Raw genomic sequence first — 18,547 nt, 5'->3', positions numbered from 1 at the left:
TAGGCGGTCGGCCGATGAGGGACTCATTTCGATGCTTTCGGGGTACAACCCGGCGGCGCCGCCGCAGGTACATAGGAGACGCATTATGGCTGCTCAAATCACCCAGACCACAGGGGCTGAGCACACGGCGATCCTCGGGCTCGGCGTTTACCGCCCCGCTCGAATCGTCACCAACGAAGAAGTCGCCGGACCCATCGACTCGAGTGACGAGTGGATCCGCACCCGTTCCGGAATCAAAACGCGGCGCTTCGCCTCGAAGGAGGAGACGATTCAGAGCATGAGCGTCGCGGCCTCACGCGGCGCGCTCGAATCCGCGGGAATCGAGGTCGATCAGGTCGACTGCGTCATCGTCGCCACCTCCACCCACCTTTTGCTGACTCCGGCTGCCGCGCCGCAGATCGCGACCGAACTGGGCATGAACGGCACGGCGGCGTTCGATATTTCGGCCGGATGCGCGGGCTTCTGTCACGCGCTCGCGCTGGCCTCGGATCTGGTGCGCGCCGGAACCGCCAGCCATGTGCTGGTGATCGGCGTGGAGAAGCTGACCAACACCGTCAATCCGAAGGACCGCGCGACCGCCTTCCTGTTCGCCGACGGCGCGGGCGCGGTGGTGGTCGGTCCGTCGGAGGAACAGGGCATCGGCCCCACGGTCTGGGGTTCGGACGGCACTCAGCACCATGCGATCCGCCAGGACAAGGATTGGATGGAATACTTCGCCGAAATCGAGGAGAAGGGCCTGGACGCGGTGCGGCCCTACCTCGCCATGGAGGGGACAGCGGTATTCCGCTGGGCCGCACATTCATTGGAGAAGGTCTGCCGCGACGCCATCGATCGCGCGGGCCTATCCACCGACGACCTGGACGCGATGATCCCGCACCAGGCCAACGGCCGGATCATCGAGATCATGGCCCGGGTGCTGAAGCTGCCCGAGCACTGCGCGCTGGCCAACGATATCGAGGAGACCGGAAATACCTCGGCCGCCTCGATTCCACTGGCCATGGAGGCGCTGCTGCGCAAGGGTGAGTCGAAGCCGGGCGATACCGCGCTGCTGATCGCCTTCGGCGCCGGTCTCTCCTACGCCGCGCAGGTCGTGACACTGCCCAACTGGCAGTAACTCAGCCCAGACCCGGTGACCTTCACCGTGAAGGTGCCCCGGTACATCGGAGTTGCGTGTGTTCCCGTTGACGCCGGACGCGATGGGATCTACGCGGCGGCCTCGACCACGGACTTGATCTTGCCGAGCGTTTCGTTCATCCCTTGCTCGAGCAGTTCTTCGAACGGCGCTTCTCCACCGAGCGCGGCATCGATGGCCCTGCGGGAGAACCAACTGGTGCCGTTGGGCACATCGCGGCGTTCGATCAGCCGCGTGCCGGTGGCGGTCGGCTCGAGCGTGTAGCTCCAGATGCTGCGGTTCTCGTTGATCCGAAATGCGAAGGCCTGGTTGGGCTCATAGCGCACGATGCGCGCGGTGGTCGGCCAGTACTTCTTGCCGTCGGTATTGAGGTTGATCGTCCAGGTGCCCGCCTTCGGCGTGCCGAGCGCGAGCATCCGGACGCACTGCGGGCTGAACTCCGGCATCCGCTTGAGATCGGCGACGACGGCCCAGACCTGTTCCGGCGGTGCCGCGATTTCGATCGTGGCTTCGATATTTTTCGGCAACACTGCCTCCGGAGAACTGTGCGACGGACGTCCGTCGAGCACGGCTCGACGATTTGGCAACAGCCTAGTCGGCGGCTGTTGGAAGACAAATGCGTCACTATTTCGCGATTTGTTTACCCGGCCGTGTAATGGCGCGCGCACAATGGCGGATAGACGAAGCATCAGACACTGCCACAGGCTTTTCCGTCAAGCGTGAGGTGATCGGCCGTGAAACTGCGCTCGCTCTTACATCATCGGCACGGGGATCAGGTCCCGCTGCTTCCCACCATCACACCCGACACACCCGCTGCTAGAGACATCTTCGCGCCGCGTATCGCACGTCCGATAGTTCCCGACGAACAACTGGAGCGCCTGCTCACGCCCACCGAACTCGACTTGGTGCGCGAGCATCGCGTTTGACGAGCGTTCCATACTCGATAGGTGACTGCACCCGCTGCTACGAAACCGGCCATCCTCAGTGTCGACGACGATCCGGGAGTTTCCCGCGCGGTCGTTCGCGACCTGCGCCGCCGCTACGGGGCCGAGTACCGGATTCTGCGCGCGGAGTCGGGCGCGGACGCACTCGACGCACTGCGTGAGATGAAACTGCGCGGCCAACCGGTCGCGGTCCTGATCGCCGATTACCGGATGCCGGGCATGGACGGCATCGAATTCCTGGAGCAGGCCATGGACCTGCACCCGTACGCGCGTCGCGTGCTGCTGACCGCCTACGCCGATACCAGCGCCGCGATCGACGCGATCAATGTCGTCGACCTCGACCACTATCTGCTCAAGCCGTGGGATCCGCCGGAGGAGAAGCTCTATCCGGTGCTGGACGGACTGCTCGAGGCTTGGCGCAGCAACGACCACAAACCCGTCACCGAGACCAAGGTGGTCGGCAACCGCTGGTCCCCGCGGTCGTCGGAGGTGCGCGAATTCCTGGCCCGCAATCAGCTGCCCTACCGCTGGTATCTGGCCGAGGAACCGGAAGGCGCCCGGCTGTTGGAGGCGGCGGGCGCCGATCCCAATATCTGTCCGGTGGTGATCACTGCGGGTGGGCAGGCACTGGTGCAACCGAGCGACGGCGAGCTCGCCGAAAGCGTCGGGCTGAACACCAATCCGGCCGGTGAGTTCTACGACCTTATCGTGGTCGGCGGCGGACCGGCCGGACTCGGTGCGGCGGTGTACGGCGCCTCCGAGGGGCTGCGCACGGTGCTCGTCGAGCGCACCGCGACCGGCGGCCAGGCGGGCCAGAGTTCGCGCATCGAGAACTATTTGGGCTTCCCGGACGGGCTGTCCGGCGCGCAGCTGGCCGATCGGGCGCGGCGGCAGGCGGCGAAGTTCGGCGCCGAGGTGATCACCACGCGCGAGGTGGTCGGACTCGAGGTGAACGGGTCCGCGCGCACCGTGCGGTTCGCCGACGGCGGGCGGCTGTGCGCGCACACGGTGATCATCGCGACGGGTGTGGACTACCGGCGTCATCCCGCACCGGGCGTGGACGATTTCACCGGGCGCGGTGTCTATTACGGCTCGGCCATGACCGAGGCCTCCGAATGCGCCGACCACGATGTCTACATCGTCGGCGGGGCGAATTCGGCGGGGCAGGCGGCGGTATTCCTGTCCCGCAACGCGCGCACGGTGCATCTGGTGGTCCGCGCGGATTCGCTGGAGAAGTCCATGTCGCACTATCTGATCCAGCAGATCGCGCAGATACCGAATATCCGCGTGCACACCGATACCGAAGTGATCGCCGCCGACGGCGACGATCACCTGCAGCAGATCGTGGTGCGAAACAACCGGACCGGCGCGGAAGAAAAAGCCGAGGCCGAACGGTTGTTCCTGTTCATCGGTGCCGCACCACAGACCGACTGGCTCGACGGCGTGGTCAAGCGGGACGAGGCGGGCTATGTGCTGGCCGGTCCCGATCTGCTCGTCGACGGAACCAGACCCGCGGGCTGGGAGCTACCCAGACCGCCGCATCACCTGGAGACCAGCGTCCCCGGCGTTTTCGTCGCGGGTGACGTGCACGCCGATTCGGCGAAGCGGGTCGCCTCGGCGGTCGGCGAGGGTGCGATGGCGGTCATGCTCGTGCATCGGTACCTGGCGTGATAGGAGGCTGGACCATGAATTCGAAGGAGACAGCGGATCGCAGCAGTCATCTGGTCTGCGATCCGGCGGAGCTGCGCAGCCTCTTTCTCTTCGAGAAGCTCACCGACGAACAGCTGAATCTGCTGTGCGCCGATGGCCGCATCGAGATCGTCGAACCGGGACTGGTGTTCCGCGAGGGTGATCCGGCCACCTGCTTCTACGTGATGATCGAGGGCGAGGTACAGCTCACCAAGCTGTCCGGCGGCGCCGAGATCGAGACATCGCGCACCGACTATCGCGGCGCGTACGCGGGGGCGTGGACGGCCTATCTCGGCGACAAGGTCGACCAGGTCTACACCGGCTCGATGTATGTGACCCGTCGCTCGCGGTTCTTCGTACTGGATGCGGGCACCTTCGCGCGGATGATGCACGACTGGTTCCCGATGGCCGTGCACCTGCTCGAGGGCGCATTCTTCGGTAACCGCAACTCCGCCGAGCGGATCGCCCAGCGCGAACGCCTGCTCGCGTTGGGCTCGCTGTCGGCGGGACTGACCCACGAGCTGAACAATCCGGCGGCCGCGGCCGTGCGCGCCACCTCCGGGCTGCGCGATCGGGTCGCGGGCATGCGGCACAAGCTGGCCATGATGGCGCAGGGCAAGTTCGACACCGCGTCGCTGGAGGCGCTGGTGCGCCTGCAGGAGGAGGCCGCGGCCCAGGTCGCGAAGGCCCCGGAGCTGACGACGCTGGAGGCCTCCGAGCGCGAGGACATCCTCAGCGAATGGCTGGAGGATCACGGCATCGAGGACGGCTGGAACCTGGCCCCGAATTTCGTGCAGGCCGGCTTCGATGTGGACTGGCTGGAACGGGTTTCGGCCACCCTGGAGGACTGCCCCGACCAGGTGTTCCAGGGCGCGATCCGCTGGCTGAACTACACCATCGAGACCGAACTGCTGATGAACGAGATCGCCGATTCGACCACGCGCATCTCAACTCTGATCGGCGCGGCCAAACAGTATTCGCAGATGGACCGGGCGCCGTTCCAGGTGGTCGACATCCACGAACTGCTCGACAGCACGCTGGTGATGCTGAGTCGCAAGATCGGCGACGGCGTCAAGGTGGTCAAGGAATACGACCGGACACTGCCGGAAGTGCCCTGCTACGCGGCGGAATTGAATCAGGTGTGGACCAACCTGATCGATAACGCGGTATACGCGATGAACGGCGCGGGCACGCTCACCATCCGCACCAGGCACGAAAACGACTGCGCCGTGATCGAGATCGGCGATACCGGCCCCGGCGTACCTGCCGACGTGCGCAGCCGTATCTTCGAACCGTTCTTCACCACCAAGCCGGTGGGCGAGGGAACCGGTCTCGGCCTGGACATTTCGTTCCGGATCGTGGTCAACAAGCACCACGGCGATATCCAGCTCGATTCCGAGCCGGGCAATACCCGATTCACGGTCTGGCTCCCGCTGAACCGTCCCGAGGAAATGCCGGACTCCGGCGACCGTTCCGAAGCCGATGCAGGAGGTCAGTGATGACGCAGGAGTTGGAGGGTATCGATCCCGCGGTCGCGCCCAGCGGTTCGGGCTGTATGGAATGCGAAGCGGCTCAGGGCTGGTGGGTGCACCTGCGGCGGTGTGCGCAGTGCGGCCATATCGGCTGCTGCGACACCTCGCCGGAGCAGCACGCCTCCAAACACGCCAAGGACACCGGACATCCGTTCATCCAGAGCTATGAGCCCGGCGAGGATTGGTTCTTCGACTTCCGCTCCGATGAGATGTACAGCGGCGGACCGGAACTGGCACCGCCGACACATCATCCGGTGGACCAGCCCGCGCCCGGACCGCGCGGCCGGGTGCCCGCCGATTGGCAGAGTCGCATCCACTGACAACGCTCCCACCCGGTACCCTGCTCCGGACGCGCCGGAGACTCCGGCGCCGCGAGTCACCGGGGAACGCACGTGATCAAGCGAGTTACCGCCATCGTCCTAGCCACCGGGGCGGTGGCCGTCGCGCTGGCCGGATGTGGCAGTTCGGACGATTCCAGCTCCGACGCGAACGGTCTGCGCAAGGGCGCGACGGGCACCAGCACGCCCGCTAGCACCACGTCCGCGACCGGCGCTGCGCCGACCACGGCCGCCGCAGCACCGACCACCACCAAGACCACGGCGAGCTACCCCTCGCTCGGCCCCGCGTCGAGCACCACCTGCGGTGAGTTCAAGAAGTTGGACAGCACCGAGGAAAAGGAGTTGATCGAGAAGGTGATCGCGGAGAATCCGGGCAGTGAGTTCGAGGGCAGCCCGAACGTCGCACTCGGCACCGCCAAACTCGTCTGCCTGGCCCCCACCTACGCAGATACGCCGGTCGCGGTGGCCGCCGGAATCGTCGCAAAGGACAAGTAGGGCCGCGCTGCCCGGTCGCAGCACCGACGGCGCATAGACAGAACGCGCGTACACAGCGGGCAGGCGCTGTGTACGCGCGTTCTACTTATGGCGTGACGATCAGGGCTGACCGGTGGCGAACGCGATCACGGCGTCGAGGAACTCCTGGCCGCCCATGACGTATCCGCCGATCAGCGCACCGGCCGGGATGCTGATGATCCACAGGAAGGGGATGAAAGCCCCGATGATGGCACCGATGACGATGCCCGGCAGGTTCTTGTTGACCTGCTCCATGAGCCGGTCGTAGGAGCTGATGTCCTTCAGGCCCGCGATGTCCTTCAGCTTCGCGGTGTCCGCCGGGGTCATCGTCGAAGCCAGTGCGACGGTGCGGCCGTCCGCGCTGATCTGCTGGCTCACCGCGATCGGGAGTCCCGCGACCTCGGAGTGCAGCGGCACCTGCTCCACCGTCGCGCCGTCGTCGGACTTCAGCAGCACTGCGGCGCCGTCCGAGGCGAGCTCGAACCGGCCGCTGTCAACCGCCCAGGTGATGGTCTTATCAGTTGGGGAAACCGTTGTGTGGTAGTTGATTCCGTGTGCAACACCAGAAGTCACGTCCCCCCGCGTCACTGCCGCCGGCTGGTCGGTCGCCACGGCGGGCTGCCCATTCGCGGTAGCCGCGGTAATCCCCACCGCGGTGACAGCCATGAAGACAGCAGTAGTGATCTTTCCGAACTTCATTTCTTGAATTCCCTCCACTTTGTTGTCCCGCCCCGGCAAGGGGCGGGACCAGAACGTTAGCGCGCGGAATTCGTTGTCGCACATCGGGGTTCGTCGATCATGAAATCGTGACAATTGCCGAAGTTTAGCTATCCACAGTTCCGTCGATCGATTTGTGATGCAGTCAGGCAACGTGAGTGATGTTTCACATTTGCTCGAGCCGAGCTTCCAACTCGGCGGCGCGATTAGCGAGGCTAATGCGATCAACTCGGACAGACGTACCAGTCTCCGGGGAGAAATCACTGGCCAGAGCGCACTGCCGTGGCCGCACGTCCGATCGGTGATATCGACGACGTTCCGCAGCCGTTTTCGGTTCCGTGAGTACATTCACAATTTCGGATTGCAGGCGCATTAGCGGATCGGGGCACTCGTCATCGACGATTTCCGCATAATCTCGGATCTATCCGACGGACCGCCGACCAACCGGGGCCGGACGCGGGCAGAATGACACAGTGGCAGAACTCGCGCTCACCGCTCGACTGAATCCCTCCGCCGCAGACGCCAGGCGCGGGGTAGTCCGGTTACATCCGGAGGCGCTGACCGCACTCGGCCTGCGGGAATGGGACGGTATCGCGCTGATCGGGGCACGGCGCACCGCCGCGGTGGTCGGCGTGGCCCCGGCGGGCACACCGGCCGGGGTGGCACTGCTCGACGACGTCACGCTGTCCAATGCGGGGTTGCGCGAGGACGCGAATGTGGTGGTCGCGCCCGCGACGGTGTACGGCGCCAAGCAGATCTCGGTGAGCGGTTCGGTGCATGCCACCAGGACCATTCCGGCGGCGACGCTGCGGCAGGCGCTGCTCGGCAAGGTGGTCACGGTCGGCGACGCGGTATCGCTACTGCCCCGCGACCTCGGTCCGGATATCAGTTCTTCGGCTGCTACCCAGGCACTTTCGCGCACCTTCGGCATCGCGTGGACCACCGAGTTGCTGACCGTCACCGCGACCGATCCCGGCCGTGCTCCGGTGAGCGTGCAGCCGAATACCGCGGTGGTCTGGGGCGCTAGCGCGGTGGCGGCCCGGGATTCCGCCGATCGGGCGGCGGCCGGGCTGCCTGCACCGGCGGGTGAGGCGGCGCGTGGGGCCACCGAGGCCGCGGCGCTGGCCACGACCAATGGGGCGGGCGCGGGCTGGACCGCGGCCGTCGGCGAGTCGGCCATTCCGGTCGAGGACCTGGCTGGTGCGCATGGGCAGGCGGCGAAACTTCACGAGTGGCTCAGCCTCGCGCTCGACGAACCGGAACTGCTGAAGGCCCTCGGCGCCACACCGCATCTCGGGGTCTTGATCACCGGCCCGGCCGGGGTCGGCAAGGCCACGCTGGCGCGTGCGGTGGCAGCGCCGCGGCGCATTGTCGAACTGGATGGTCCGACGGTCGGCGCGGCCGAAAGCGGTGCACGGTTGCGTGAGGTCGCGGCCGCGGTGGCCGAAATCGGTTCCGGACGGGGCGGAATCCTGCTCGTCACCGATATCGACGCGCTGCTGCCCGCACCGGCCGAACCGGTCGCCACGCTGATCCTGGACCAGTTGCGCGCGGCGATCGCCGAGCCCTGCGTGGCACTGCTGGCTACCACCGCGCATCCGGCCGGTGCCGATCCGCGGCTGCGCGCACCCGATCTCTGCGACCGTGAACTCGCACTCGCGCTGCCGACCGCAGCTGTACGCAAGGCACTACTCGAGCAGCTGTTGCGCAAGGTACCGACCACGGAGCTGAAGCTAGACGAAATCGCCTCGCGCACACCCGGATTCGTGGTTTCCGATCTGGCCGCGCTGTGCCGGGAGGCGGCACTGCGCGCGGCTTCGCGGGCCAGCAAGCAACAGTCGGAGCCGGAGCTGACCCAACCCGACCTGCTCGGCGCCACCGAGGTGATCCGGCCGCTATCGCGTTCCGGGACCGAGGAACTCGCTATCGGCAGCCTCAGCCTGGACGACGTCGGGGACATGGTCGAAACCAAAGAGGCGCTCACCGAAACCGTGCTCTGGCCGCTGCGGCACCCGGATTCGTTCGCCCGCCTGGGTATTCATCCGCCGCGCGGCGTACTGCTCTACGGCCCGCCGGGCTGCGGTAAGACCTTCCTGATCCGCGCACTGGCCGGGACCGGTCAGCTCAGCGTGCATGCGGTCAAGGGCGCCGAGTTGATGGACAAATGGGTCGGCGCATCCGAGCGTGCGGTGCGTGAATTGTTCCAGCGCGCACGCGATTCCGCGCCCTCGCTGATCTTCCTGGACGAGGTGGACGCACTCGCGCCGCGCCGCGGTCAGAACAGCGACTCCGGCGTCGGTGACCGCGTGGTCGCGGCACTGCTCACCGAACTCGACGGTGTGGAACCGCTGCGCGATGTGGTGGTGCTCGGCGCGACGAACCGTCCGGAGCTGATCGATCCCGCACTGCTTCGCCCCGGCCGATTGGAACGGCTGATCTTCGTGCCGCCGCCGGATGGCGATGCCCGACTGGAGATCCTGCGGGCCGCCGGGAAATCGGTGCCACTGGCCGCCGATGTCGACCTGGCCGCACTCGCCGCCGATCTGGACGGCTATTCCGCGGCCGATTGCAGTGCGCTGCTGCGCGAAGCCGCATTGGCCGCGATGCGCCGGGATTTGGACGCCGCCGATATCACCGCCGGGGATGTCGCGGCGGCCAGAGCGGTGGTGCGTCCGTCGCTCGATGCCGAGCAGGTCGAGTCGCTGCGCCGGTACGCGGACAACCGCAGATAGCCGATCTGCGCAATCTTCTGGTAATCGCTGTCTTCCTGCGTTTTCCGCATATCCGACATATTCGGGCAATGTGGGCGCAATCATCGGTTCCCGCGTCGAGCGCGGGTAAGTTCGACCAGGTGCGCAAGATCGGCAATGCGATCGACACGATCACGGCCTTCTTCGGGGCCGCGGTCGCGGGCGTCGCAATGTTCCTGCCGATCACCTTCAGTTGGAGCGCCGACACTTCGCCGTATCGGTTGGCCAGCCTGAACAACAGCGTCCCGCGCGGTGCCGCGATCGGGGTGATCGTCGCGGTGGCCGTCGCGGTGCTGGTGATCACCTTCCACAAGCCGCTGGTGGCATGGGCGGCAGCACTGTTCGGCGCGGTCGCCATGGACGTCAATCACTTCGCCGGACGCCATGTTTCCTCGGCCGACCTGCTGACCACCCAGAACTATCTGGATTCGATTCTGGCCGGTGTGCTGCTCGGCGCGTTGGGCGCGGCGGTGCTACGCCGACCGGGGCCCGCGGCCGGCTTCGCGATCGGCGCCGCGGGCTTCTTCGTCTTCGGTGATCTCGCGGAACTGCTGGAGATCGCCGACGACAATCCGTACGCGGTGCTCGAGACACCGCCACCCTGGCTCGTCAGCGTGGCGGTGGTCCTGCTGATCATCAGTACGCTGCGCAATCGGTCCCAGCCCGATAGGTCGAAGCCGCCGCGGATCGCCGTCGAACTTCCGGTCACGCCGATCCTGGCCTCGATGGTGCTGGCACTGGTCATCCTGGCGATTACCGAATGGCTGGCGCGGCAGTATCAACATGCGCCGAACGTCAGTCATGCGGTCGAAATCGGGATGGCGGTCGCCGCAACGATCATCGCCGCCACCGCCGCGGCCATGCTGCTACCGGGGCGCGACGGCACCGGGGTGTATCTGGCGGTGAGTCTGGTGGCCGCCGCCGAGGCGATCGGCGGCAATCCGCGGCCCGGGTGGAGCGTCGCCGCGCTGATCGCGGTCACCGCCGTCGGACTGCTGATCGGGATCCGCCTGCCCTCCACCTTCATCGCCATCCTGCTGATCACCGGACTCACGGTATTCGCCCTGGTGAAATCCTCCGACGCCCATCGCTATGTGACCGCGGCGGGCAGCGCGGTCCTGGCACTCACGGCCGGTTATTGCTGTGGCACCGCGCGTCCCCGCTATGCACCGAGCGGGGTGCTCGCCATTTCCGCGCTGTATCTGCCGTCGATCATCACGGCCCTGCCGCACGACACCGCCGAATGGCCGCTGAACGGGGGCGCAGACCATCAAGCGCTGGCCGGCCGGACCGCGCTCGCGATCGCCCTCGGTTCGACCCTCGGGTTGGTGGTCCTGCGCCGATTCCGGCCGCGCAGCCGACCCAGGCCGGGGCGCTCCGTCGACGACGAAACGTTAGCGGATATATAGCCCAGCCGCCTGGAGATGGGATACGCCATATTCGCTCGGCCGACGAAACCCCCAGGCTCCAAGTAGAATCATTCGGTATCACCCCGCCGCAACTACCCGACGGAGTGCAGTTTGCTCGGTATCCTGCTCGCACTTGTGACAGCCGCACTTGCGGCACCGTTGTGCGTGCGGGCGTTGGGGCGCAACGGTTTCTACGTACTCGCGCTCGTACCGTTCGGCTGTCTCGGCTGGGTGATCGCGAATTGGGGTAGGACACAGCGGGTTCGGGCCGGTTGGGCGCCGAGCATCGAGATGAATATCGAGCTGCGCTTCGATTCGCTGGCCGCCATCATGTCCGCGCTGGTGCTCGGCATCGGCGCGGTAATTCTGGCTTATTGCGCACGGTATTTCGAGGACGACGAACCGCGGCTGCAGGTGTTCGCGGCCCAGTTGGTCGCCTTCGCCGGGGCCATGTTCGGCCTGGTCACCAGCGATAACATGTTGCTGCTCTTCGTCTTCTGGGAAATGACGACGGTGTTGTCGTTCCTGTTGGTCGGCCACAATGCCGAACAGGCGGTGAGCAGGCGGGCCGCGATCCAGGCGCTCTTGGTAACCGGGGCGGGCGGGCTGGCGATGCTGGTCGGAATCGTCATTCTCGGTCAGGTGAGCGGCAGTTATCTGCTGTCGGATCTGCTCGCCGGGCCGCCCGCCGGCACCGCGGTGGACGTCGCGGTGGTGCTGCTGCTGGTCGGGGCATTGAGCAAATCGGCGATCGTGCCGCTGCACTTCTGGCTGCCGGGTGCGATGGCGGCGCCGACACCGGTGAGCGCGTATCTGCACGCGGCGGCCATGGTGAAGGCGGGCGTCTATCTGGTGGCGCGGTTGGCGCCGGTATTCGCGGATAGCCCCGCTTGGCATCCGCTGATCCTGACGCTCGGGGTGGCGTCGATGGTGCTCGCGGGATTGCGGTCGTTGCAGGTGACGGATCTGAAGCTGGTGCTCGCCTTCGGGACGGTGAGCCAGTTGGGGTTCCTGATCATGCTGGTCGGGCTGGGGACGCCGGATGCGGCACTGGCCGGTGCGGCCTTGATCGTGGCGCATGCGCTGTTCAAGGCGTGTTTGTTCATGGTGGTCGGGATCATCGATCACGGGGCAGGTACGCGGGATCTGCGGGAGTTGTCGGGGCTGGGGCGGCGTGCGCCGGTGCTGTGCGGGGTCGCGGTGCTGGCGGCGCTCAGCATGGCCGGGATTCCGCCGCTGCTCGGGTTCGTGGGCAAGGAAAGTGCGCTGGCCGCGGTGTTGGATGCGGGTGTGCTCGCCGAACCGGCGAGGGTCGCGTTGGCGGTCGGGGTGGTGCTGGGGTCCATGCTGACCGTCGGCTACAGCATTCGGTTCATTTGGGGAGCTTTTGCGGATAGGGAGTTGCCGTCCCGAAAGCCCGAAAGTGGAGATCTGCACGGGGACGTGCACCTTGCGGAGCAGGATTATTCGGAAACTGGTCACTGGCATGCGCCGGGCGCGCAGTTCACAGCTGCACCCGCCTTGCTCGCGGTTGCGAGCTTGATAGCAGGTCTCTGCGCGCCATGGATGGACGAACTGCTGAATCCCTACGCGAAAACCCTTCCCGGCGTGCTCGATTCGCACCTCGCACTCTGGCACGGCTTCAATGTCACACTGGCACTGACGATCCTGATCATCTGCGCGGGCATCGTGGTGTTCCAGCTGCGTGGTCGCATCGGCGAATCCGCGACCATGCTCGGCAATGCCGACCGGGCCTACGACGCCACCCTGCGCGCCATGGACCGGCTGTCGCTGCGGATGACCGGTGCGGTGCAGCGCGGTTCGCTGCCGCTGAGTCAGGCGGCGATCCTGGTGACATTGATCCTGCTGCCGACGGTGCTGCTCGCGCTCGGCACACGCACCGGAGTTCGCCTGCGCCTGTGGGATTCGCCGTTCCAGGTCGCCATCGGCGCGATCATGGCCGTCATGGCGCTGGCCGCGACGGTGCTGCGCAACCGGTTGGCCGCCGTGCTCGTCGTCGGCGTCACCGGTTACGGCTGCGGTGTGATCTTCGCGCTGCACGGTGCGCCCGATCTGGCATTGACCCAATTCCTGGTCGAGACGCTCACTTTGGTGATCTTCGTACTGGTGCTGCGGGCCTTCCCGGCCGAAATCGACGAAAGCCGCACGGCCGCATTCAAAGTGCGTCGGGCGATCCTGTCCGCACTCGTCGGTGCGTCGGTCGCGGTGCTGGCCGCCTTCGCGGTCGCGGCCCGCTCCACCGAACCCATCTGGCGGCTGATCCCCGATGCCGCATACACATTCGGCGGCGGTAAGAACGCCGTCAATGTTCTGCTCGTCGATATCCGGGCCTGGGATACCCTCGGCGAGATCTCGGTGCTCGTCGTGGCCGCGACGGGTGTGGCATCGCTGGTGTTCCGCAGCCGACGTTTCGGCAGCGCGCCGCGCGCGGCGGACTCCCCGGACTACGATCCGGACCTGATCAGCTGGTTGCCCGCGGGGCGACTGGTGGATCGGCGCGAACGATCGATGGTCCTGCAGGTCACCACGCGACTGGTCTTTCCCACCGTCATGGTGCTGTCGGTGTACTTCTTCTTCTCCGGCCACAATGCGCCCGGCGGCGGTTTCGCGGGCGGACTGACCGCCGGACTAGCACTGACGCTGCGCTATCTCGCGGGCGGCCGCTACGAACTCGGCGAGGCACTGCCCGTCGATGCGGGGCATCTACTCGGCGGCGGTCTGGCACTGGCCGCCGGAACCGCGAGCACCTCACTGCTGCTCGGCGCGCCACCACTGTCGTCGGCGATCCTGGAGGTGACGCTGCCGGTGATCGGGCACGTCAAGGTGGTCACCGCATTGTTCTTCGATCTCGGCGTCTATCTCATCGTGGTCGGTCTGGTCCTGGACGTGCTGCGCAGCCTCGGCGCGCGCCTGGACAGTGAGCTGGCCACCGACGAGGACGAATCCGCCTCGACGCAAGGACGTTTCCAGTGAGTGCGAATCTGACCCTGCTGATCCTGATCGGGATTCTCGTCGCGTGCGGTGTCTATCTGATCCTCGAACGCGCGGTCTCGAAGATGCTGCTCGGCATGATCCTGTTCGGCAATGCGGTGAATCTGCTGATCCTGACCGTCGGTGGACGGGACGGTCGGCCACCGATCCGTGGTGAGGGCGGGGATATGGCCGATCCGCTGGCCCAGGCCATGGTGCTCACCGCGATCGTGATCACCATGGGTTTGGCGGCCTTCGTGCTCGCCCTCGCCTATCGCTCCTACATCCTCACCACCACCGACACCGTGCAGAACGATCCGGAGGACGCCGAGGTCGCGGCCCGGCGCGAGGCAGAGGATCCGGCGCATTGAGTCTGCTGACCACGCTCGCGCCGCTACCGGTCCTGGCGCCCCTGCTCGGGGCGGCGGGCACGCTGGTATTCGGGCGGCGGCCGCGTATCCAGCGCTTCGTCATGATTTTCGTGCTGTCGGTCGTGGTGGGCATCTGCGGGGTGCTGCTGTATCTGGTCGATCGCGAAGGGACCACCGCATTGCAGGTCGGCGGCTGGGGTACGCCGATCGGCATCACGCTGGTCGTCGATCGACTATCCGCGGCCATGCTGCTCGTCTCCGCGATCGTGTTGCTCGCGGTCTCGGTCTACGGTGCGGGCCAGAACATCCGCGACGGTGACGAGCGCCAGCCGACCTCGATCTATCGACCGACGTATCTCGTACTCACCGCGGGCGTTTCGGCCGCATTCCTGGCCGGTGATCTGTTCAACCTGTTCGTCGGCTTCGAAATCCTGCTCGCCGCATCGTTCGTGCTGCTCACTGTGGGCGCGACCGCCGACCGGATCCGCGCCGGTATCGCGTATGTGATGGTCTCGATGGTGTCGTCGCTCATCTTCCTGACCGGCATCGCGCTGGCCTACGCGGCCACCGGAACACTGAACCTGGCCCAGTTGGCGGTGCGAATGGGCCAGGTGCCCAACGGTATTCGAATGGCCGTCTACGCCGTGCTATTGGTTTCCTTCGGTATCAAGGCGGCGGTCTTCCCGCTCTCGAACTGGCTGCCCGACTCCTACCCCACCGCACCCGCGCCGGTGACAGCCGTTTTCGCGGGCCTGCTGACGAAGGTCGGTGTGTACGCGATCATCCGGACGCACTCCCTGCTGTTCCCGGACGGCGGATTCGACAATGTGCTGCTGGTCTGCGGCCTGCTCACCATGGTGGTCGGCATCTTCGGCGCCATCGCGCAGAGCGATATCCGGCGCCTGCTGTCGTTCACCCTGGTGAGCCACATCGGCTACATGGTGTTCGGCATCGGACTCTCCACCGCCGCAGGGCTTTCCGGCGTGGTGTTCTATGTTGCGCACCACATTCTGGTGCAGACGGCGCTGTTCCTGGTGGTCGGACTGATCGAGCGGCAGGCGGGATCGGTATCGCTGCGACGACTCGGTGGTCTGGCGGCGGCAAGTCCGCTGCTGGCGATCCTGTTCCTGCTGCCCGCGTTGAATCTCGGTGGTATACCGCCGTTCTCGGGATTCATCGGCAAGGTGGCATTACTGCAGGCGGGTGCGGCGGCCGGCAGCGTATTGGCCTGGGTGCTGGTCGCGGGGTCGGTGCTGACCAGCCTGCTGACGCTGTATGCCATGGCGCGGGTCTGGAGCAAGGCGTTCTGGCGGCCGCGGGTCGAGGCGCCGGAGGGGCATCTCACCGCGGCGAAACCACCGACTCTGGTGGAGGATTCCACCGATGTGCTCTATGACGAACGCACCGATCCGGGGCGGATGCCGCTGCTGATGGTCGGCTCGACAGCGGCGCTCGTGGTGGTCGGTCTGTGCCTGACCGTATTCGCCGGTCCGATTCTGCGCATCGCGGACCGCGCCGCCGACGATCTGAGCAATCCGGCGGTGTATGTCGGTGCGGTGCTCGGCAATTCGCATGCCGAGGCGAAGGGAACGATCCGATGAGCACCGCCCGTCGCCTTGTCCCGAATCGATCGACAGTCGTGCGCGTAGGCGTGCTGTTGTGGCTGACGGCGGTGTGGTTGACGCTCTGGGGTGATCTCAGTGTGGGCAATCTGCTGGCCGGTCTCCTCGTCGGTGCATTGATCATGCTGACCTTGCCGCTGCCGCGCGTGCCGGTATCAGGACGCCTACATCCGCTGTCGCTGATCGCATTGATCGTCGTCAGTTCGTATTACGCACTGGAATCCAGTCTGCAGGTGGCCTGGTTCGCGATCCGTCCGGCGCCGCCGCCGGTCTCCGGTGTGCTGCGGGTGAATCTCAGTGTGCGATCCGATCTGGTGCTGGTGCTGTGCGCCGATGTGCTCAATCTGATTCCGGGCACCATGGTGCTGGAGATCGACCGGCAGCGCTGTGTCTTCTATGTGCACGTCCTGGACATGAGCAGCGAAAAGGCGGTCGATACGTTCTACCGGATCACCCGGCGCCTGGAGCGGCTGCTCATCTCGTCGTTCGAACGCCCCACCGAATGGCGTTCGGCCCGAACAACTCCGGAGGTGGAGTCGTGAACGTCGTCGCGATTGTGGCGGGCATCATGCTGATGGCCGCCGCGGTGATCGTCAGCTACCGCATCCTGGCCGGTCCGAACACCCTGGACCGAGTTGTCGGCATCGATTCGCTGATGGCCATCGCCGCCTCCGGCCTGGCAGTCTGGGCCGCCTACAGCGACGACACCACGGTCGTTCCCGCGATCGTCGCGCTGGCGCTGGTCGGCTTCCTCGGCTCCGCAGCGGTATCCCGATTCCGCGTTCGGGATGACGTATGAATCTGTGGCACTTGGCCTCCGGCGTCCTCATCCTGAGCGGCGCGACACTCGCGCTGACCGCGTCGATCGCGATCGTGCGCTTTCCTGACACTCTCTCGCGCATGCACGCCGCCACCAAACCCCAGGTCGTCGGCCTGATCCTGGTTCTGGAAGGGGTGGCGATCCAGTTGCGCGGGCACGGCAATATCTGGCTGCTGGCGCTGGTCGGGCTGTTCACGCTGCTCACCGCGCCGGTCATCGCGCATCTGATCGGGCGCACGGCGTATCGGGAGCAGCGCTACCGCGACGGGCTGCTGCGGGTGAATGAACTGCGCGACGACACGTTGTAAGCGGGATAGCGCTCAGAGCTATCGAGCAGCGCCGACCGGAACCTCTTCCGCCTCGACCACCGGAGCCCCGGCAAACCACGTCGCATGGAATGCCGCTGCCATAGCGGCGAGCAGCGCGAGCACGACAGTCCCGGCCAGCACCGGATATTCGGCCATCGAAACCGCCAGATAGCGGAACGAGAGCAACAGCGCGCCCAGGATCACCACACCGAACAGCACCAGGCGCACCCGGAACCAACCCCAGCCACGCTCGGGATCGCGCAACGCGGATTCGACGGTCAGGCACAGCACCGCACCGGCGACCAGATCGACGCCGTAGTGGTAGCCGAAGCCCAGCGTCGCGGTCAGCGTGGCGGCCAACCAGAACGCGCCGAGGCAGCGCAGCCACAGCGGAGCCTGCGAGCCGTCCGTGTCCCGGCGGGTGTGCACGAAGACCGACAGCGCCCAAGCCGTGTGCATGGAGGGCATGCAGTTGCGTGGCGTGAAGGAGTCGAAGGACAGCGGCGTCGGATTGCGATCGATCGGCGGGACGAAATCGGGCCAGAAGTTGCCCACCTGCATGCCGTGGCCATCCGCACCGTAACCGAACATCGGGCCGACCACCGGGAAGATCACGTAGATGACCGGACCGAGCAGTCCGAGCACCAGGAAGGTGCGCACCAGATAGTGGGTCGGCCACACCCCGCTCGATACCACCCGGCGCAGCTGCCACACCGCGACGACGATCGCCGCCACCGGCAGTTCGATATAGACCCAGTGCAGCACCGCATAGACCACCGGTCCGAGCGCATCCACCACGCGGCCCATCACCCAGGATGGATCACCGAGCGCATGGTCGGCCAGCGCCACATAGACGTCATAGACCTGTGGGCGGCTGACGACCGTAATGTGCAGCCACACATCACCGACCTTGGTGGCCAGCACCAGCAATGCGCCCAGCGCGGCGGCGTGCAGCGCATTGCGTCGCTCCCGCCCGCTCCAGCGGAATCCGGCGACCAGCGCCAGACCGGTGAGCACGAGCGTCGGCCCATTGCCGATGGCGAACGACTCGCCGCTCAGCAGTCGAATACTCGCCCACACCACGTCGATACCCGCCGCGATGCCGACCGCGATCATCCTGCGGCGCTTGGAGATTCCGACCAGGGCCAGAATGAGTCCGGCCCACGGCACCGACATGGACTTGGGTGTGCCGACATAGTCGTGCCACAGACTGCCGAGCGGTCCCTCGAAATCGTGCCCGATCGAACCCACCTCTAGGGCGATGAGCAGCACCGGCACCGCCGCGATCGCGGCCGCCGTCCAGATCCGCGAGCGCGGCACGCGCACCCACTCGGTATTCGATTTGCGGCGCTCCCGGGTCCCTCCGTGGTTACGCTCCGCTACCGCCTGCGGGCCCGTCGCTCGCGCCGCG

The 18,547-nt window shown here is 66.3% G+C and carries 16 protein-coding genes; 13 read left to right on the top strand and 3 right to left on the bottom strand.

Going from position 1 to position 18,547, the window contains the following annotated elements:
* The first annotated feature begins 85 nt into the window (after positions 1 to 85).
* Positions 86 to 1,114: a beta-ketoacyl-ACP synthase III gene (locus ACZ60G_RS37460; protein WP_465816466.1), complete on the top strand. Its 1,029-nt coding sequence runs from the start codon at positions 86 to 88 to the stop codon at positions 1,112 to 1,114.
* A gap of 89 nt (positions 1,115 to 1,203) precedes the next feature.
* Here ACZ60G_RS37460 and ACZ60G_RS37455 read toward each other — a convergent pair whose 3' ends face one another.
* The gene (locus ACZ60G_RS37455) at positions 1,204 to 1,659 is read right to left on the bottom strand and encodes an SRPBCC family protein (RefSeq protein WP_465816464.1); all 456 of its coding nucleotides are present in this window, start codon (positions 1,657 to 1,659) and stop codon (positions 1,204 to 1,206) included.
* A gap of 420 nt (positions 1,660 to 2,079) precedes the next feature.
* Here ACZ60G_RS37455 and ACZ60G_RS37450 point away from each other — a divergent pair, with 420 nt between their 5' ends.
* The 4 genes from ACZ60G_RS37450 to ACZ60G_RS37435 all read left to right on the top strand — a co-directional run bounded on the left by ACZ60G_RS37450 (position 2,080) and on the right by ACZ60G_RS37435 (position 6,130).
* Entirely contained in the window at positions 2,080 to 3,747 is a 1,668-nt protein-coding gene (locus tag ACZ60G_RS37450; protein ID WP_465816462.1) for an NAD(P)/FAD-dependent oxidoreductase, read from the top strand.
* Positions 3,748 to 3,761: 14 nt separating this feature from the next.
* On the top strand, positions 3,762 to 5,264 hold the full coding sequence (locus ACZ60G_RS37445) for an ATP-binding protein (protein ID WP_465816460.1): 1,503 nt from the start codon (positions 3,762 to 3,764) through the stop codon (positions 5,262 to 5,264).
* Entirely contained in the window at positions 5,264 to 5,617 is a 354-nt protein-coding gene (locus tag ACZ60G_RS37440; RefSeq protein ID WP_465816458.1) for a UBP-type zinc finger domain-containing protein, read from the top strand. The genes ACZ60G_RS37445 and ACZ60G_RS37440 overlap by 1 nt, the downstream gene beginning before the upstream one ends.
* 72 nt (positions 5,618 to 5,689) lie before the next feature.
* Positions 5,690 to 6,130, top strand: a complete 441-nt coding sequence (locus ACZ60G_RS37435) for a hypothetical protein (RefSeq protein ID WP_465816456.1) — start codon at positions 5,690 to 5,692, stop codon at positions 6,128 to 6,130.
* A gap of 99 nt (positions 6,131 to 6,229) precedes the next feature.
* On the opposite strand, the gene ACZ60G_RS37430 is transcribed toward ACZ60G_RS37435, so the two are convergent.
* Positions 6,230 to 7,129 carry a DUF8020 domain-containing protein gene (locus ACZ60G_RS37430; RefSeq protein ID WP_465816454.1) on the bottom strand — a complete coding sequence of 300 codons (900 nt, stop codon included), beginning with the start codon at positions 7,127 to 7,129 and terminating at the stop codon, positions 6,230 to 6,232.
* Positions 7,130 to 7,338: 209 nt separating this feature from the next.
* On the opposite strand from ACZ60G_RS37430, the gene ACZ60G_RS37425 reads away from it, so the two are divergent.
* The 8 genes from ACZ60G_RS37425 to mnhG all read left to right on the top strand — a co-directional run bounded on the left by ACZ60G_RS37425 (position 7,339) and on the right by mnhG (position 17,136).
* Positions 7,339 to 9,597, top strand: a complete 2,259-nt coding sequence (locus ACZ60G_RS37425; protein ID WP_465816452.1) for an AAA family ATPase — start codon at positions 7,339 to 7,341, stop codon at positions 9,595 to 9,597.
* A 68-nt stretch (positions 9,598 to 9,665) separates the two neighbouring features.
* Complete coding sequence (locus ACZ60G_RS37420) at positions 9,666 to 11,024, top strand: hypothetical protein (RefSeq protein ID WP_465816450.1); 1,359 nt, start codon at positions 9,666 to 9,668, stop codon at positions 11,022 to 11,024.
* Between the two features lie 111 nt (positions 11,025 to 11,135).
* On the top strand, positions 11,136 to 14,018 hold the full coding sequence (locus ACZ60G_RS37415; protein ID WP_465816448.1) for a Na+/H+ antiporter subunit A: 2,883 nt from the start codon (positions 11,136 to 11,138) through the stop codon (positions 14,016 to 14,018).
* The gene (locus ACZ60G_RS37410; protein ID WP_465816446.1) at positions 14,015 to 14,386 is read left to right on the top strand and encodes a Na(+)/H(+) antiporter subunit C; all 372 of its coding nucleotides are present in this window, start codon (positions 14,015 to 14,017) and stop codon (positions 14,384 to 14,386) included. The genes ACZ60G_RS37415 and ACZ60G_RS37410 overlap by 4 nt, the downstream gene beginning before the upstream one ends.
* Positions 14,383 to 15,987: a Na+/H+ antiporter subunit D gene (locus ACZ60G_RS37405; RefSeq protein WP_465816445.1), complete on the top strand. Its 1,605-nt coding sequence runs from the start codon at positions 14,383 to 14,385 to the stop codon at positions 15,985 to 15,987. Before ACZ60G_RS37410 ends, ACZ60G_RS37405 begins: the two co-directional genes overlap by 4 nt.
* On the top strand, positions 15,984 to 16,550 hold the full coding sequence (locus tag ACZ60G_RS37400) for a Na+/H+ antiporter subunit E (RefSeq protein ID WP_465816444.1): 567 nt from the start codon (positions 15,984 to 15,986) through the stop codon (positions 16,548 to 16,550). The genes ACZ60G_RS37405 and ACZ60G_RS37400 overlap by 4 nt, the downstream gene beginning before the upstream one ends.
* Positions 16,547 to 16,807: a monovalent cation/H+ antiporter complex subunit F gene (locus tag ACZ60G_RS37395; protein ID WP_465816442.1), complete on the top strand. Its 261-nt coding sequence runs from the start codon at positions 16,547 to 16,549 to the stop codon at positions 16,805 to 16,807. Before ACZ60G_RS37400 ends, ACZ60G_RS37395 begins: the two co-directional genes overlap by 4 nt.
* Entirely contained in the window at positions 16,804 to 17,136 is a 333-nt protein-coding gene (mnhG, locus tag ACZ60G_RS37390; RefSeq protein WP_063044911.1) for a monovalent cation/H(+) antiporter subunit G, read from the top strand. The genes ACZ60G_RS37395 and mnhG overlap by 4 nt, the downstream gene beginning before the upstream one ends.
* Positions 17,137 to 17,154: 18 nt before the next feature.
* Here mnhG and ACZ60G_RS37385 read toward each other — a convergent pair whose 3' ends face one another.
* A complete protein-coding gene (locus ACZ60G_RS37385) occupies positions 17,155 to 18,441 on the bottom strand; it encodes a DUF5933 domain-containing protein (RefSeq protein ID WP_465816581.1) in 1,287 nt (428 codons plus the stop codon).
* Positions 18,442 to 18,547: the final 106 nt, after the last annotated feature.

It is taken from the genome of Nocardia sp. NPDC102475 (assembly GCF_055584605.1).
The sequence above is the reverse complement of the archived record's forward strand: the minus strand, read 5'-3'. Positions and strand labels throughout refer to the sequence as shown.